Raw genomic sequence first — 15528 nt, 5'->3', positions numbered from 1 at the left:
GAATCTCCCACCCCAAAAAGGGGTGACGAGGTTATTTGGCATTTGACAAGTGCACGCTGTTGAGTTCTCAAGGATCGGATGCTCCCACACACCACCCACACGGGGCTTAGCTGCGGGGCAACTTCTCGGTGGATCTAGAGGCGTCGAACCTGTCCTGCTCCGAGGAGCCGGTGGCCGATGATCTCCGTGATCCGATTGTTTCATCTAGGCTTCGAGAGCCAGGCCCGGACGATCGTCCGTTCCTTCTTGATGAGGTGTTCTCCGCTTGAGGGGAGCTGGACCCGAAGGCCTCCGCTCTACCCTGTGGGGCGAACAAGAACTAACTTACGCCCATCCGGCCTCGCTGTCGAATCTCTCCTGCAGCCCGGGCGTGTCGCGGCCGGTGTCCCGCTAGCGTTCACCCATGACGTCCCTTCGCGACCGACTGCGCGCCCTCCCCTCGTTCGATGTAGACCTGCCGCAGTTTCCCGTGGAGAGCGCACCGGCTCGGCCGCTCCCGCTGCTGGTCGAGTGGCTCGACGCGGCGATCTCTGCCGGCGTCCTCGTCCCCCACGCCGTCACTCTCAGCACGGTCTCGGTCGCGGGCACCGCGAGTGCGCGCACACTCATCGTGAAGGACGTCAACGACGACGGTGTAGTGTTCGCCACCCGCACCGACGGCCGCAAAGTGGCGGAGCTCGAGCGCGTCCCGCATGCGGCGCTCACGTTCTACTGGCGCGAACTGGGCCGACAGGTGCGGGTGCGCGGACTGGTCAGGCGCGAGCCCGAAGCGGTGGCCCGAGCGGACGAACAGGCGCGACCCGCGCATTCCCGCGCGGCCGGGCGCCTGGGCACGCAGAGCTCACCGTTGCCGTCCCGTCCGGAGTACATCCGCCTGTTCCGTGACGAGCTCGAGCGCATCGAGGGCGGGGAGGCCGATGTCTCCGGCATCTGGGCGGTGTTCACCGTTGTCGCGGACGAGGTGGAGTTCTGGGCTTCCACCCCCGACGAGGGCCAGATCCGCCTGGCGTACACACGCAGTGGCGACGAGTGGACCCGTTCACTGCTGTGGCCGTGACCTCACCGAGATCACGACGCACAGGGCCAGCGTGACCAGGCCCCACGCGCCGAGGGCAGGAAGCACGCCGTAGGCGAGGTGCCCGGCCGTGAAGGTCTCCCCCTGCGGCGCGCCGCCCGCCAGCACGAGTGCCCCCGCGATCAGCAGCACGACCGGAAGCGACGCCCACCAGAGCACACGGACCTTCCAGCTCACGCGCCGCCGGATCGCACGGACCGGCTGCCTTCGCAACCACAGCGCGCCCCACACCAGGAGGATGAGCAGGCCCATCACGCCGGAGCCGTACTGCAGCCACTTGTAGCCGGGTAACGGCCCCCAGAGCGCGTCGAGTCCGGCGAACGCCGTCCCCCCGCGCCCCTCGTGGCTGAACGAGTCCCAGAGGATGTGCGATGCCGCACCGAGAGCAATGGAGACGACGAGGATCGGTACGGTCAGGGCTCTGCTCCGCCCGCGGGTCCACGTCTCCCGAAGCGCGGCCCGGGCCGTGCCACTCCAGGACGACGGCAGGCGCTCGGCGATCCAGCGCGGCGCGAGCTCGACGGTCGCCGGCCGGAGGATGCATCGCCACAGCAGCAGAGCAACCAGGGCGACGGCAACGGTCATCGGCAACCAGGCGTAGTCATGCGTGCGGGCGTACGTAACCCCGACCGCTCCCAGGGGACGCAGGAACATGGGCAGATCGGGGATCATCGACCCGATGGCGATCGCCGACGGGACGAGGGGCGTCCTGAGAAACGGCAGCGCGACGACCGCGTGACTGACTGTGAGCGGCACACGCTCCCCCTCTCGGCGCCCGGAGACGGATGCCCCCCGCGACGGCACCGAGTCTACGGATCACGGCAGAAGGGACCCGGAGCCACCAGGTGGTTCCGGGTCCCTTCTCGGGATCACGTCAGGAGACGAACAGACCGGCAAGCGTCTTCTTGCCGCGCCGCAGCACAGAGACCCCGCCGGGCAGGGCGCCCGTGACGACGGCGTTCTCATCGTCGATCTTGACTCCGTCGAGGGAGACGCCGCCCTGGCTGATCGCACGACGCGCTTCGCTGGCGCTGCTGCACAGGCCGGTGTCCACCAGTGCCTGCACGACGGTGGATCCGCGAGCCACGTCGGCGTGAGGAAGCTCTTCCAGTGCCGTGCGCAGCGTGTCGGCATCGAGCGCTGCCAGATCCCCCTTGCCGAACAGCGCCTCGGAAGCCGCAATGACCGCGTCGGTCGCCTCCGGACCGTGGACCGTCGTGGTCACCTCGAGCGCCAGTCGCTTCTGTGCCTCGCGACGGAAGGGCTCCTCGGCCACCAGGCGGGCGTAGTCCTCGATCTGATCGCGGGTGAGGAACGTGAACACCTTGAGACGATCGATCACGTCGGCGTCGTCCGTGTTCAGCCAGAACTGGTACATCCGGTAGGGGCTGCACATCGATGCGTCCAGCCAGATCGCGTTGCCCTCGGACTTGCCGAACTTGGTGCCGTCGCTGTTGGTGATCAGCGGGGTGCCGATGGCGTGAGCACTCACGCCCTCGACCTTGCGGATGAGATCGGTACCACTGGTGAGGTTTCCCCACTGGTCGGATCCGCCGGTCTGCAGCACACACCCGTACTGACGGTACAGCTCCAGGAAGTCCATCCCCTGCAGGATCTGGTAGCTGAACTCGGTGTAGCTGATGCCCTCTTCGGAGTTGAGCCGCGTGGCGACGGCATCCTTCTTCAGCATCGTGCCGACGCGGAAGTTCTTGCCGATCTCACGAAGGAAGTCGATCGCGCTGAGCGGCGCGGTCCAGTCCAGATTGTTCACGATGCGTGCGGCGTTGTCGCCTTCGAAGCTCAGGTAGCGTTCCACCTGCGAGCGCAGACGGTCCACCCAGGCCGCCACGGTCTCCGGCGTGTTGAGCGTGCGCTCGGCCGTGGGCCGCGGGTCGCCGATCAGCCCGGTGGAGCCTCCCACGAGCCCGAGAGGACGGTGACCGGCGAGCTGGATGCGGCGCAGCGTGAGCAGCTGAACCAGGTTCCCGAGGTGCAGCGAGGGCGCCGTCGGGTCGAAGCCGCAGTAATAGACGATCGGGTCCCCGCCGAGCAGCTCACGAAGAGCTTCCTGATCGGTGGACACGTGCACGAGTCCGCGCCAGACCAGCTCGTCCCACACGTTCTCGAACGCGGGATCTGCTGCGGGCGGCGTCGCGATATCAACTGCGGTTGCCATGCGTTCCAGCTTAGGTCGTGCGCGCACCCCGGCGTGACCGCTGCCCTCGATAGGGTGGGCGGGTGAGCGCGAAGCCCGACTTGGACACCGTTCGCCTGCTGCGGCGGGCTCGCGACCTCATCGACCGGCGATACGCGGACGGTCTCACGATTCCCGATGTCGCCGCCCACGTGCACCTCTCCCCGGCCCATTTCACCCGGTCGTTTCGCGCTCTGTACGGCGAGAGCCCGCACCAGTACCTGCTGACGCGGCGTCTCGAGCGAGCCGCCTGGCTGCTGCGCCAGGGCGCGAGCGTCACGGATGCCTGCATCGCGGTGGGTCTCAGCTCCGTGGGCTCGTTCAGCACGCGCTTCCGGGAAGTGTATGGGGAGACGCCATCCGCCTACGCGCGGCGCGAGCATGCCGACATCGAGCTGGTCCCGCCGTTCGTGGCCGCCCGTTTCACCCGTCGCCGCCGCTACGAGGACTGAGCGAGGTGGACGAGCAGATTCGAAGAAGCGCATCCCGCCCGGCGTTCGTAGGCTGACCGCATGACGATCAATCTGCAGTTCACCACCGTGCTCTCCGACGACATCCCCGCATCCACCGCGTTCTACCGCGACGCCCTCGGCTTCTCCGTGCTGACAGAGGTCAACTACGGCGAGTTCAGCTGGGTCACGCTCGGCTCCGAGGCAGGCGCTCCGGGTCAGATCGTGCTGACCAGCCCGCGCGTGGGCGTCTCCCCGGAGGACGGCGAGACACTCTCCCGGCTGCTTGCGGCAGGATCTCTTCCCCAGCTCGTCCTGTCGACCGACGACCTCGATGCCGCCTACCGGCGAGCGGTGGACGCCGGCGCCGAGATCGTGCAGGACATCCTCGAGCAGGACTACGGCGTACGCGATTTCGCGCTGCGTGACCCTGCGGGCACGGCCATTCGTGTGCAGCAGCCACGGGGCTGAAATATTTCACGAGGAGTTTTCCGCAACGCCGCCACACGCGCGTAACATTTCGTCATAACCGCGGGTGCCAGCCGACTGACGTGCATCCGCACGATCGAGAGGAGTCGGCTATGGACCAGATGACGGACATGATGAAGATGATGCCCGCGTCCATGATGCAGGACAGCATGATGCAGAACATGGACATGATGGTGATGCAGGAGTGTATGGAGGCGTGCAACGCCTGTATGCAGGCGTGCACGATGTGCTCCGACGCCATGTCGGGCATGGACGGCATCGGCATGTGCGCGTCGATGTGCGCGATGTGCGCGGACGTCTGCTCCACCATGATGAAGATGATGATGCGCCCGATGAGCATGTCGGCCGAGACGATGATGCCCATGCTGCAGGCGTGCATCGCAATGTGCCGCGCCTGCATGGACGAGTGCGCCAAGCACGCGGACATGAGCGAGACCTGCCGCATGTGCATGATGGCCGCCGAGACCTGCATGAAGGCCTGCGAGAAGATGATGGCCTCGATGGGAGCGTAAGCGTCCCGAAACGAAGAAGGGTCCGTGCCTACAGGCACGGACCCTTCTTCGTGTGCGCGGCTCAGACCGCGATGTTCAGATGGAGTGCGCCGGCGGCGAGCACCTCGTAGCGCTCGTGCAGAGCCACCGGCTCGCCGGACACCAGCACCTCGCTGAGATCGGCATGGTTCCAGACCCGCACGAGGTCGCCGTCGGCGAGCAGGCGCAGATCGATCCAGCCGTCCGCGTCGACCGACTCGATGACGGCATCTCGCCATCCCGAGCGGGTGGTGAGGGCCAGGCGCAGGCGGATGCCCGTCAGACCATGGCCGGAACGGTCGTGCACGCACATCGCGCCGTGCTCGCAAGCGGTCTGGATGGACTGCTCGAGGCGCGTGGTGGTGGACATCGTTCCGTTCCCTTCTCGGGTCTGCTGATCGGTTGGTCCACGGTACGTCTCACGCAGCGGCCACGTCACGCGAGGCGTCACATAGCGACATGCACGTCGTCACGATCGGTCATGATGGCGTCATGGAAATCGTCGCCTGGGAGTCCGGATCGTGGACCACCGCCCCCGTCTCATCGTCCACTCTCGACGGTGCGCTCGCCGTCGAGGCCGCGGAGGGCAGCGATGCGTGGCTGCGCACCGCCTACGGCTTCACCCATGACAACGAGCACGCGCTCCTCGCGCCGCTGGAGGTCGGTGAGTCGATGGAGGTGGGCTTCCGTGGCGACTTCACCGGCGAGTTCGATCAGGCGGGAGTGTTCGTCCGAGCGGACGCGGAACGCTGGGTGAAGGCCGGCGTCGAGTTCGCCGACGGACACCTCGGCCTGGGCGCGGTGGTCACGAACGGCGCCTCGGATTGGTCGGTGGGTCACGTGGACGAGTGGGCGGGACGCGGACTGATCCTCCGTGTCAGCCGCTGGGCCGACGCCCTCATCATCCGCGCGCGATCCGGCGAGGACGAGCACTGGCGGCTGGTCCGGCTCGCGCCGTTCCCCGGCGACGTCCCGGTCACGGCGGGTCCGTTCCTGGCGGCTCCCACGCGCAGCGGGCTCGTCGTGACGTTCACTTCCTGGACGCGCGGGGCCGCCGACACCGAGATCCACTGATCGCCCGGCACCGGGCCATCAGCTCCAGACGTCGCGCTGAAAGGGACGAGGTGATCCCGTGCGCGACTGGCGGCGTGCAACGGCGAGGAGAGCTGCATCGTCTCGGCTGTTCATCTCATGGAGCACCGCCGGGCCCACGCGGTCGTTCCACGCCTGGGCGAACGCCACCGCCGTGCCGCGCCGGCGGCCGAGGTCCTTCGGTACCGCCAGCAGATCCCCACGGCCCCGAGTCGCTCGCATGGCGAGTCGGGATAGCGGGTCACCGACCACTCCACGGTCGACCTCGAGCAGGAAGCGCGGTGTGCGAACACGTTCGAACAGTCCGATGAGGCTGCGCCGGAAGACGGCTTGCTCGCCGGAGCCCGCGCCCTCCAGCACGATCCGAACCTCCCGCTCCACGATGCTCGCCCGGACAGTGTGAGGGCGAGAGAGCGCTCCGTCGGCCACCAGCGCGTCGCGGACGGCATGCGCAGTCTGTGTCCACAGCGCCATGTCATCCGGCACGCGGCGGCGCATCCGCCACCAGGAGATGCCGGCCGGCACCGTGAGCGCAGTCGTCAGCGCAGCGGCGCCGCCGATCCAGAATCCGGCCCCCGGCTGTGTGCCGAGCGCGAGCAGGGCCGCCGACGCTGCCGTCGTGAGTGATGCCAGCACGGCTCCTCCGGCCGACGCGGCTCCCAGAGAGCGCGAGAACCGCGCACGGAAGGGTGCGGGAGGCAGCGCTCTGTCCACCCCCGCGACCACCGTCATCCGTCGCTCGATGTTCTCGATCGGCTCCCCCAGGCGCCACCGGTCCCGTGTCTCGGCGCGCGAGCGAATCGGGGTGAGCTTCTGCAGGCGTGCGATGACGTCGCCGGGTGCTCGCCCTTCGCGCACCTGTGTGAGCAGGCCGCGCTGCGCTCCCGTGAGGGTGTGGCTCGGGCCGCGAACGACGTCAGGGGCGTTCTCCGCGCGCACACCCCACAGGGCATCGAGCTTGCGCCCGAGCCGTTTCACATCCGCGAGCGCTCCCGTCGTCCGCGCGGCCGGGAGCAGGGTGACCACGCTCCAGTTGTGTGCCACCTTCTCCGGCCAGCCCGGGTCCAGCCGCATGGTCCGCCCCCGAAGCTGCTGAGCGGCGGCCGACGTCGATGCGGTCGTGAGGTCGATGAGGGTGTTGACGGCGGGACAGTCCCAGCCCTCTCCGAGGAGTCCGCGCGTGCCGACGAGCACGCGGACGACACCCTCCCCGATGAGCGTCGAGACCCCAGCGATGACGCGCGCACGCGTCACGCCCGTCACGACGAGCTCAGTGGTGGCCCCCTCGACCACGCCGAGCTGCGGGACCGTGCCCAGCACGCGCTGCAATCGCGGCAGCAGGAACGACAGGTCTCGCGACGCCACCCGCACGTGCCTGGCGGTGACGAGGATGGCGGTGGCCTGCTGCAGCCGCGGATCCGCGACGAGCGCATCGAAGCACCGCAGTGCGCCACCGCGGCGCGCGGTGCGTCCTGCCCGGTTGCCGTGCTCGGCGAAGTCGCACACCACGACCGCACGAACGCGATCGGCCTCCGCAGAGGCGAGCTCCTGTGCCAGGATGTCTGCCGCCGCGCGGTCTTTTGCCGCCGAGGTGGCGAGTGTCGACTCGATCGGGTCCCGGGCCCGTCGAAGACCACGGTCCGTCAGGGCATAGCCGAAATCCGCCAGGGTTCGCCGTGCGCGGGCCCAGTCCTCCGCTCGCGCGGGGTCCGGGAGCACGTGCTGGACGAGGAAACGCGCGAGAAGCCGCAGGGCGTCATCGCCGATCAAGCGTGATTCGTCCGGGAGCAGGGGCAGGAGGTCGTTCGTCGGCGCGACCCCGCGGAGCACGGCGGCCGCAGCAGCAGCCATCGGGAAGTCGTCGACGTAGGCGTTCGAGATACGCGCGTCGATCTCATCGCGTGTGAGCTGCCGACCGGCTCCCCGATCGCCGAGAAGCACGTCGAGGAGGAAGACGACCCCCTCATCTCGGCCGAGGGTGTTGCGGATCAGCGCGGCCAGGAGTCCATCGCGTCCCGCGAGGAACGTCGCCTCCTCCATCGTGGGTGCGGTGAACCAGGCGAGATCCCGATACGGCGCCAGGGCGCCTTCCCGCACGACAGCCGGGGTGGGCGCATCATAGTCGACCTCGCCCAGCAAGCCGGTGTAATTCTCGTAGCCCGTGGCGTCCTGCGGGGAGGGAACGGTGGCCGTCAGGCCGACGAGGAGCGGTTCGCTGCCGGCTTGCGCGATCCGGGCGCGCAGATAGGCGATCACTAGGGCCCAGTGATCGGTGAGATGGTGACATTCGTCGAGGACCACCGTCGTGACGCCGGCGTCGACGAGATCGTCGAGCAGCCGGCGCGCGTTCGGGTGCAGACATGCCGCCAGCTCTTCGGTGCTGTGGCGCACGATGCTGCGCCGCAGCCTCGTCGCCCGTCGCGCGATCCCCGATCGGTAGGCCGCCGGGTTCTCCACCGCCAGCGCGGCTACGAGCGCCGTGGCCTCGGGCCGAGTTTGCCCTCCGTCCACGAGCTCGGTCACCCAGAGATCGCGAGCCATCGGCTCGAACGCATCGGACCGGTCGGGAACGCTGATGCGCTGATAGGTCAGCACCGTGAGATCGGCGATCCGGGCGGGATCGTCGGACACCGCACCCGGATGCGGTGCGAGGGCCAGCGCCTGGGTCATCCACTGGTGCGCGATCGTCGTTGTGGGCGCCAGCACCACGGCACGCGACCCCCGGCGCATCGCCAGGAGGAGACCCATGAGCGTCTTTCCCGCACCCGGCGGCGCGACCAGGTGCAGCGGCTCCGGCGGCCGCACGTGCACGGCGTCCAGCAGGGCCTGCTGCGAGGAACGCAGAACGCCGGAGAATGCCCATGTGCTCAGGGCGCTCTCCGGCGGCTGCGCGGTCGGGGTCATGCCCAGACGGCGACCAGTTCCCGCGCCTCGGCAGCGAGCTGCGTGCGCTGTTCGCTGACACGCACCGGGGCGGTGCCGCCGATGCCGTCGCGACTGGCCACCGAACCCTCGATCGACAGGACGCTGCGCACCTCTGGTGTGAGGTGCTCGGAGACCGCCGCGAGGAGGTCATCGTCGGCGTCCTCCAGCCCGATGCCCCGCTCCTCGCAGGCGCGAACGAGGGCTCCGGAGACCTCGTGCGCGACGCGGAACGGAACACGCTGCTTGACCAGCCACTCAGCGACGTCCGTCGCGAGCGAGAAGCCCTGTGGCGCGAGCTCCGCCATGCGGTCGGTGTGGAAGGTCAGGGTCGCGACCATGCCGGTGAAGGCGGGCAGGACCACCTCCAGCGTGGCGACGGAGTCGAAGACGGGCTCCTTGTCCTCCTGGAGATCGCGGTTGTATGCGAGCGGAAGGGCCTTGAGCGTCGCGAGCAGGCCGCTGAGGTTGCCGATGAGACGACCCGACTTCCCCCGCGCCAGCTCGGCGATATCCGGGTTCTTCTTCTGCGGCATGATGCTGGAGCCGGTCGAGTACGCGTCGTTCAGCGTGACAAAGCCGAATTCGCGGGTGTTCCAGAGGATGATCTCCTCCGACAGGCGCGACAGGTTCACGCCCACCATGGCGGTGATGAAGGCGAACTCCGCCACCACATCACGAGCGGCCGTGCCGTCCATCGAATTGGGTGCCGGGCTCTGCAGGCCGAGCTCACGGGCGACGAGCGCCGGGTCCAGGCCGAGGGTGGAACCCGCCAGCGCTCCCCCGCCGTAGGGCGAGACGACCGCGCGGCGACGCCAGTCACGCAGGCGCTCCAGGTCGCGCACCAGCGGCCACGCCTGCGCCTGCAAGTGGTGTGCGAGAAGGACCGGCTGGGCGTGCTGGAGGTGCGTGCGCCCCGGCATGATCGCGGTTCCGGCCGCCTCCGCCTGCGCGAGCAGCGCGTCGATCAGGCCGCCGATCTCGCGGGCGATGATGGCCGCATGATCGAGCAGGAACATCCGCACGAGAGTGGCGATCTGGTCGTTGCGGCTGCGACCGGCGCGAATGCGGCCGCCCAGTTCTGCACCGGCGCGCTCGATCAGTCCGCGCTCGAGCGCACCGTGCACGTCTTCATCCGTGTCGGCGGCGACGAACGCACCGGAGGCGACGTCCGCAGCCAGCTGGTCCAGAGCAGCGTGCATGTCGTGCAGCTCGTCATCGGTGAGGTAGCCCGCAGCGTTCAACGCCGTGGCGTGCGCCTTCGAACCGCGGATGTCGTACGGCGCCAGCACCCAGTCGAAGTGGGTCGAGCGGCTGAGCGCGGCGAGGGCCGGCGACGGCCCCCCTGCGAACCGGGCGCCCCAGAGGGAGCCCTCGTTGGTTCCGTGCTGCCCGCTCATGCGTTCGCCTTCTGCAGCAGCCAGACCAGCAGCGCCTTCTGCGCGTGGAGGCGGTTCTCCGCCTCGTCCCAGATGACGGACTGGTCGCCGTCGATCACATCGGCGTCGACCTCGTATCCGCGGTCGGCGGGGAGGCAGTGCATGAAGATCGCATCCGACGCGGCCTGGGCCATGACGGCGGAGGTGACCTTGTACGCGCCGAGGGTGTCCAGGCGCGCCTGCTTCTCCTCCTCCTTACCCATGGAGACCCACGTGTCGGTGATCACGATGTCCGCGTCCGACGCGGCCTCGGCGATGTCCGTGGTCACGAGGATCGAGCCACCCGTCTGCGCGGCGATGGCACGGGCATCGGCGACCACATCGGCACGCGGCTCGTACCCCGCGGGCGAGGCGATCCGGACGTGCATTCCCGCGGTGGCCCCGGCGAGGAGGTACGAGTGGCCCATGTTGCTGGCCCCGTCGCCGAAGAAGGACAGAGTGAGCCCGGCGAGCTCGCCCTTGTGCTCCCGGATGGTGAGCAGGTCCGCCAGCAGCTGGCAGGGGTGGAAGTCATCGGACAGCGCGTTGACGACCGGCACGGTCGTGCCGCGAGCCATCTCCTCGAGACCCGCCTGGCCGTAGGTGCGCCACACGATCGCAGCGACCTGGCGCTCGAGCACGCGCGCGGTGTCGGAGGGCGTCTCCTTCCCGCCGAGCTGGCTGGAGGCGGTGGTGATGATCAGCGGCGAGCCGCCGAGATCCGCGATTCCCACGGCGAAGGACACGCGGGTGCGCGTGGATGACTTGTCGAAGATCACCGCGACCGTCTGCGGTCCGGCCAGCGGCTTCGTCTGCCAGCGGTCCGTCTTCAGCTGCGTGGCAAGCGTCAGGATCTCCGCCTGCTCGGCGGGGGTGATGTCGTCGTCACGGAGGAAGTGACGGATCATGCGTGGTTCTCCTCGGGTGCGGTGCCGTTCACGTCCGCGAGCGCGGCGGCGAACAGACGGGTGAATTCTTCGACCTCGGCGTCGCCGATCGTGTAGGCCGGTGCGATGCGGATGACGTCATCGGTCGGCGCGTTGACGATCAGCCCGTGCCGGTGGGCCGCCTCGCGAACGGCACCGGCGTGCGGGCCGTCGAGCTGGATTCCGATGAGCAGGCCCGCTCCGGAGGTTCCGGCGACCAGGGGAAGATCGGCGACGGCCGCCCGCAGCTCCTCGCCGCGTGCACTCACGTTCGCGAGCAGGTCGTTGTCCTCGATCTCAGCGATGACGGCGATGCCGACGGCCGTGGCGAGCGGATTGCCGCCGAAGGTCGAGTTGTGGGTGCCCGGGTAGAACAGCTCGCTCGCCTCGCCGAAGGTGACCAGCGCCCCCAGCGGGAAGCCGGCGGCGATGCCCTTGGCCAACGTCATCGCATCCGGGACGATGCCCTCGCGCTGGAAGGCGAACCAGTCCCCCGTGCGTCCCATCCCGGTCTGCACCTCATCGACGATCAGCAGCGCGTCGTTCGCCGTGGCGAGCTCCCAGGCGCGGCGAAGGAAGCCAGCGGGGTGCTCGACCACTCCGGCTTCGCCCTGGATCGGCTCGATGAAGATCGCCGCGACGTCGGACCAGTCCAGCTCCTCCAGCGCGTCCAGGGTGTTGTCGATGTAGGTGACATCCGGCAGCAGCGGCTGGAAAGCGTCCTGATAGAGCGGCTTCGGCGTGAGCGACAAGGCCCCCATCGAACGACCGTGGAAGGCGTGGTTGAGGCTGACCAGCCCCTTCTTGCCGACCTTGTTCCCGTGCAGACGGGCCAGCTTCACCGCCGTCTCGTTCGCCTCCGTGCCGGAATTGGCGAAGAAGACCCGCCCTGCGTCTCCGGTACCGGCCAGACGCTTCAGGGTGGCGGCAAGCTCGAGCTGCTGAGGTGTGGCGAAGTAGTTGGACACGTGCGAGAGCACCGCCGCCTGGTCAGAGACCGCCGCGACGAAAGCCGGGTGTGCGTGACCGAGGCTGTTGACGGCGATGCCGCCGAGGAAGTCCAGGTAGCGGTTGCCTTCTGCGTCCCACACCGCGGACCCCTCGCCGCGCACGAGCAGCGCCAGGCGGCCGCCCAGCCCCATCAGATCGCGCGTCGCGTCGTCCTGCCATGCGCTCATTGCGCCACCACTTCCGTTCCGATTCCCTGACTGGTGAAGAGTTCGACGAGCACCGAGTGCGGCACCCGTCCGTCGATGATCGCGGCGCTGCTCACACCGCCGGAGACGGCGTCGAGGCAGGCCTGCATCTTGGGGATCATGCCGCTCTCCAGACTCGGCATGAGTTCACGCAGCTCCTGTGCGTTCAGGTGCGAGACGAGAGAGTCCCGGTTGGGCCAGTCCGCGTAGAGGCCGGCGACATCGGTGAGGATGACCAGCTTCTTCGCCCCGAGCGCGGTGGCGAGAGCCGCGGCCGCGGCGTCGGCGTTCACGTTGAGCGACTGACCGGGGTGGTCCAGATCGGGCGCGATCGAGGACACCACGGGGATGCGCCCCGCGGCGAGATGATCGAGCACGGGGGTCGGATCAACGGTGACGACGTCGCCGACACGGCCCAGGGACTCCTCGACACCGTCGATCACCACGCCCCGGCGGCGACCGCCGAACAGGCCCGCATCCTCACCGGACAGTCCGGTGGCGATCGGCCCGTGGGAGTTGATCTTGGCGACCAGCTGCGGATTGATCTGCCCGGTGAGCACCATGCGCACCACGCTGATCGCCTCGGTGGAGGTGACGCGGTATCCGCCGCGGAACTCGCTCGGGATGGCGAGGCGATCGAGCATGTTCGAGATCTGCGGCCCCCCGCCATGCACAACCACCGGCTGGATGCCGACGTAGCGCAGATAGGCCATGTCGGCGGCGAACGCGTCTTGCAGCTCCTCGGACACCATCGCGTTTCCGCCGTACTTGACCACGATGATGGCGTCGCGGAACTTCTGCAGCCACGGCAGGGACTCGATCAGCATGGCCGCGCGCTCGGAGGCGGCGATCGGATCGGTGTGCTGGAGGTTGTCGTCGGTCATGAGGCGTAGGCGCTGTTCTCGTGCACGTAGTCGTGGGTCAGGTCGTTGGTGAGGATCGTTGCGGTGGCGTCCCCCGTCAGCAGATCGATGACGAGTTCGGTGGCACGCGGGGAGAGATCGACCTCTTCGCGCGGCGCGTCCGGCCCGCCTTCGTGGCAGACACGCACGCCGTTCATCCAGACGTCCACGTTGTACGGGTCGAACTCCGCCTGTGTGGTGCCGATGGCGGCGAGCACGCGGCCCCAGTTCGGGTCGTTGCCGAAGATCGCAGCCTTGAACAGGTTGTTGCGCGCGACGGAGCGCCCCACCTCGACGGCGTCGTCCTCGTTCGCCGCTCCCCGCACGACGATCGTGATGTCGTGACTGGCTCCCTCGGCATCGCCCTGGAGCTGCCGCGAGAGGTCTGCGCTCACCTCGGTCAGGGCCGCGGTGAAGTCGGCCAGGTCAGGGGTGATGCCCGAGGCACCGGAGACCAGAAGCGTGACCTGGTCGTTGGTGGACATGCAGCCATCGGAGTCCAGCCGGTCGAAGCTGACGTGCGTCGCGGCGCGCAGCGCGGTGTCGGCCTGCTCGCTGGTGAGCACGGCATCGGTGGTGATCACGACGAGCATCGTGGCCAGCCCCGGAGCGAGCATGCCCGCACCCTTCGCCATCGCGCCGATGGTCCAGCCATCGCGAGAGACCACGGAACGCTTGGGACGCGTGTCGGTGGTCATGATGGCGAGGGAAGCGTTCTCGCCGCCATCGGCGGACAGCTCCGCGATGCCCTGCGCAACACCCTCCAGCACCTTGCCGCGGAAGACCTCGTCGCCCGTGCCGATGAGACCGGTGGAGCACACCAGCACGTCACCCGCGCTGACGCCGAGGAGCTCGGCCGCACGCTCAGCGGTCTGGTGCGTGGTCTGGAAGCCGAAGGAACCCGTGAAGCAGTTCGCCCCGCCGGAGTTCAGCACGATCGCCTCCACGACGCCGTCCTGGATCACCTGCTTCGACCAGATGATCGGGTTGGCCTGAGCGCGATTGGAGGTGAAGACGGCGGCGCCCACCTTCAGCGGACCGCGGTTGACGACCACAGCGACATCGCGGTTGCCCGTCGACTTGAGGCCGACCGCGACACCCGCGGCTTCGAATCCCTGTGCGGCCGTGACGCTCACGGTGCGACTCCGTTCACGGTGAGGGCCCGGTCCTCGGGGAGGCCGAGCGCGATGTTCATGGACTGAATAGCGGCACCGGCGGTGCCCTTGGCGAGGTTGTCGACAGCGGTGACCACGATCACGCGCCCGGCGCGGCGGTCGATGGACAGGCCGATCAGCGCGGTGTTCGCGCCGGTGACGTCGGCCGTCCGTGGCATCTGCCCCTCGGGCAGCAGCTGGACGAAGGTCTCGTCGCCGTACGCGTGCTGCCAGGCCTCACGGATCTGAGCGTCTGCGACGCCCTCGGCGATCCGCGCCGTGGTGGTGGCGAGGATCCCCCGGGACATCGGGACGAGTACGGGGGTGAAGCTGATGCGCACCGGCCCGGTTGCTCCGGCCCACCGCAGCCCCTGCCGGATCTCGGGGATGTGCCGGTGGGTGCCGCCCACCGCGTAGGGGTTTGCGGAGCCGAGGATCTCGCTCGCGAGCAGGTTGGGCTTGAGGCTCTTGCCGGCACCGGAAGGTCCGACTGCGAGGACGGAGACGATGTCGTCCGCCTCAATCACACCGGCGGCGATCCCGGGGGCAAGGCTCAGCTCCACCGTCGAGGCGTTGCAGCCGGGAGCAGCGATGCGCGTGGCACCGGCCAGGCGCTCGCGCTGCTTGCGCGCGCCGCCGTCGATGAGCAGCTCCGGTACGCCGTACGCCCACGGTTCGTGGAAGTGGCCACCGTAGAAGTCATCCCAGTCAGTCTGGTCCGTCAGACGATGATCCGCGCCGGCGTCGATGACCAGCGCCACATCCGCCAGGTGGTCGGTGTACTGCCCGGACTGACCGTGCGGAAGGGCGAGGAACACGATGTCGTGGCCTGCGAGGATCTCCGGGGTGGTGTCCTGCAGCGTGAGATGTGCGAGGGATCGCAGGTGCGGCTGGTGGAGGGCGAGCGGTTGACCGGCGTTCGAATGAGCCGTCACCGTGCGGATCTCGATGTCCGGATGGTTCGCGAGCAGGCGCAGGATCTCGCCGCCCGCGTAGCCGGATGCGCCGGAGACGGCGACCGAATACGTCATGTTTCTACCTTAAAGTCAGCGGAACGGGGCCAGGAAGGCGACACCGGCGTTCCGCCGCATGCAGACGCGACGAAAGCGGGGTCGCCTAGATTCGGCGTCCCGCCTGACGTCGACGCGCCACGACGCTCGTGACGAGCGTGATGCGGGTGA

15 protein-coding genes are annotated in these 15528 nt (G+C 68.7%); 5 read left to right on the top strand and 10 right to left on the bottom strand.

Going from position 1 to position 15528, the window contains the following annotated elements:
- The first annotated feature begins 403 nt into the window (after positions 1-403).
- Positions 404-1057 carry a pyridoxine/pyridoxamine 5'-phosphate oxidase gene (locus LQ566_RS17365; protein ID WP_231093049.1) on the top strand — a complete coding sequence of 218 codons (654 nt, stop codon included), beginning with the start codon at positions 404-406 and terminating at the stop codon, positions 1055-1057.
- On the opposite strand, the gene LQ566_RS17360 is transcribed toward LQ566_RS17365, so the two are convergent.
- Positions 1040-1831: a DUF4184 family protein gene (locus LQ566_RS17360; protein ID WP_231093048.1), complete on the bottom strand. Its 792-nt coding sequence runs from the start codon at positions 1829-1831 to the stop codon at positions 1040-1042. The two genes, LQ566_RS17365 and LQ566_RS17360, sit on opposite strands and share 18 nt — an antisense overlap.
- Positions 1832-1949: 118 nt before the next feature.
- Positions 1950-3251, bottom strand: coding sequence for a tyrosine--tRNA ligase (tyrS, locus tag LQ566_RS17355; RefSeq protein ID WP_231093047.1), 1302 nt, complete (start codon positions 3249-3251; stop codon positions 1950-1952).
- 62 nt (positions 3252-3313) lie between these two features.
- Here tyrS and LQ566_RS17350 point away from each other — a divergent pair, with 62 nt between their 5' ends.
- From LQ566_RS17350 to LQ566_RS17340, 3 genes are all read left to right on the top strand, one after another.
- The gene (locus tag LQ566_RS17350; protein ID WP_231093046.1) at positions 3314-3721 is read left to right on the top strand and encodes a helix-turn-helix transcriptional regulator; all 408 of its coding nucleotides are present in this window, start codon (positions 3314-3316) and stop codon (positions 3719-3721) included.
- Between the two features lie 60 nt (positions 3722-3781).
- Positions 3782-4189 (top strand): VOC family protein, encoded by a 408-nt coding sequence (locus tag LQ566_RS17345; protein WP_231093045.1) that lies wholly within the window; start codon positions 3782-3784, stop codon positions 4187-4189.
- A 110-nt stretch (positions 4190-4299) separates the two neighbouring features.
- Positions 4300-4719, top strand: coding sequence for a four-helix bundle copper-binding protein (locus LQ566_RS17340; protein ID WP_231093044.1), 420 nt, complete (start codon positions 4300-4302; stop codon positions 4717-4719).
- 61 nt (positions 4720-4780) lie between these two features.
- Here LQ566_RS17340 and LQ566_RS17335 read toward each other — a convergent pair whose 3' ends face one another.
- Complete coding sequence (locus LQ566_RS17335; protein ID WP_231093043.1) at positions 4781-5107, bottom strand: hypothetical protein; 327 nt, start codon at positions 5105-5107, stop codon at positions 4781-4783.
- Positions 5108-5229: 122 nt separating this feature from the next.
- On the opposite strand from LQ566_RS17335, the gene LQ566_RS17330 reads away from it, so the two are divergent.
- Positions 5230-5811, top strand: a complete 582-nt coding sequence (locus LQ566_RS17330; protein ID WP_231093042.1) for a DUF1349 domain-containing protein — start codon at positions 5230-5232, stop codon at positions 5809-5811.
- A gap of 18 nt (positions 5812-5829) precedes the next feature.
- Here LQ566_RS17330 and LQ566_RS17325 read toward each other — a convergent pair whose 3' ends face one another.
- Genes LQ566_RS17325 through argC form a run of 7 tightly spaced genes read right to left on the bottom strand, consistent with a single transcriptional unit; the run spans position 5830 to position 15378 of the window.
- Positions 5830-8733, bottom strand: coding sequence for a DEAD/DEAH box helicase family protein (locus LQ566_RS17325; RefSeq protein ID WP_231093041.1), 2904 nt, complete (start codon positions 8731-8733; stop codon positions 5830-5832).
- The gene (gene argH / locus LQ566_RS17320; RefSeq protein WP_231093040.1) at positions 8730-10151 is read right to left on the bottom strand and encodes an argininosuccinate lyase; all 1422 of its coding nucleotides are present in this window, start codon (positions 10149-10151) and stop codon (positions 8730-8732) included. The genes LQ566_RS17325 and argH overlap by 4 nt, the downstream gene beginning before the upstream one ends.
- On the bottom strand, positions 10148-11077 hold the full coding sequence (gene argF / locus LQ566_RS17315; protein WP_231093039.1) for an ornithine carbamoyltransferase: 930 nt from the start codon (positions 11075-11077) through the stop codon (positions 10148-10150). Before argF ends, argH begins: the two co-directional genes overlap by 4 nt.
- The gene (locus LQ566_RS17310) at positions 11074-12273 is read right to left on the bottom strand and encodes an acetylornithine transaminase (RefSeq protein WP_231093038.1); all 1200 of its coding nucleotides are present in this window, start codon (positions 12271-12273) and stop codon (positions 11074-11076) included. The genes argF and LQ566_RS17310 overlap by 4 nt, the downstream gene beginning before the upstream one ends.
- The gene (argB, locus tag LQ566_RS17305; protein WP_231093037.1) at positions 12270-13175 is read right to left on the bottom strand and encodes an acetylglutamate kinase; all 906 of its coding nucleotides are present in this window, start codon (positions 13173-13175) and stop codon (positions 12270-12272) included. The genes LQ566_RS17310 and argB overlap by 4 nt, the downstream gene beginning before the upstream one ends.
- Positions 13172-14329 (bottom strand): bifunctional glutamate N-acetyltransferase/amino-acid acetyltransferase ArgJ, encoded by a 1158-nt coding sequence (gene argJ, locus LQ566_RS17300; protein WP_231093036.1) that lies wholly within the window; start codon positions 14327-14329, stop codon positions 13172-13174. Before argJ ends, argB begins: the two co-directional genes overlap by 4 nt.
- Positions 14326-15378 (bottom strand): N-acetyl-gamma-glutamyl-phosphate reductase, encoded by a 1053-nt coding sequence (gene argC, locus LQ566_RS17295; protein WP_231093035.1) that lies wholly within the window; start codon positions 15376-15378, stop codon positions 14326-14328. The genes argJ and argC overlap by 4 nt, the downstream gene beginning before the upstream one ends.
- Between the last annotated feature and the right edge of the window lie 150 nt (positions 15379-15528).

The organism is Microbacterium nymphoidis, assembly GCF_021044885.1.
GTDB classification, from domain to species: Bacteria; Actinomycetota; Actinomycetes; order Actinomycetales; family Microbacteriaceae; genus Microbacterium; species Microbacterium nymphoidis.
This window is presented reverse-complemented; position numbering and strand designations above follow the sequence as displayed.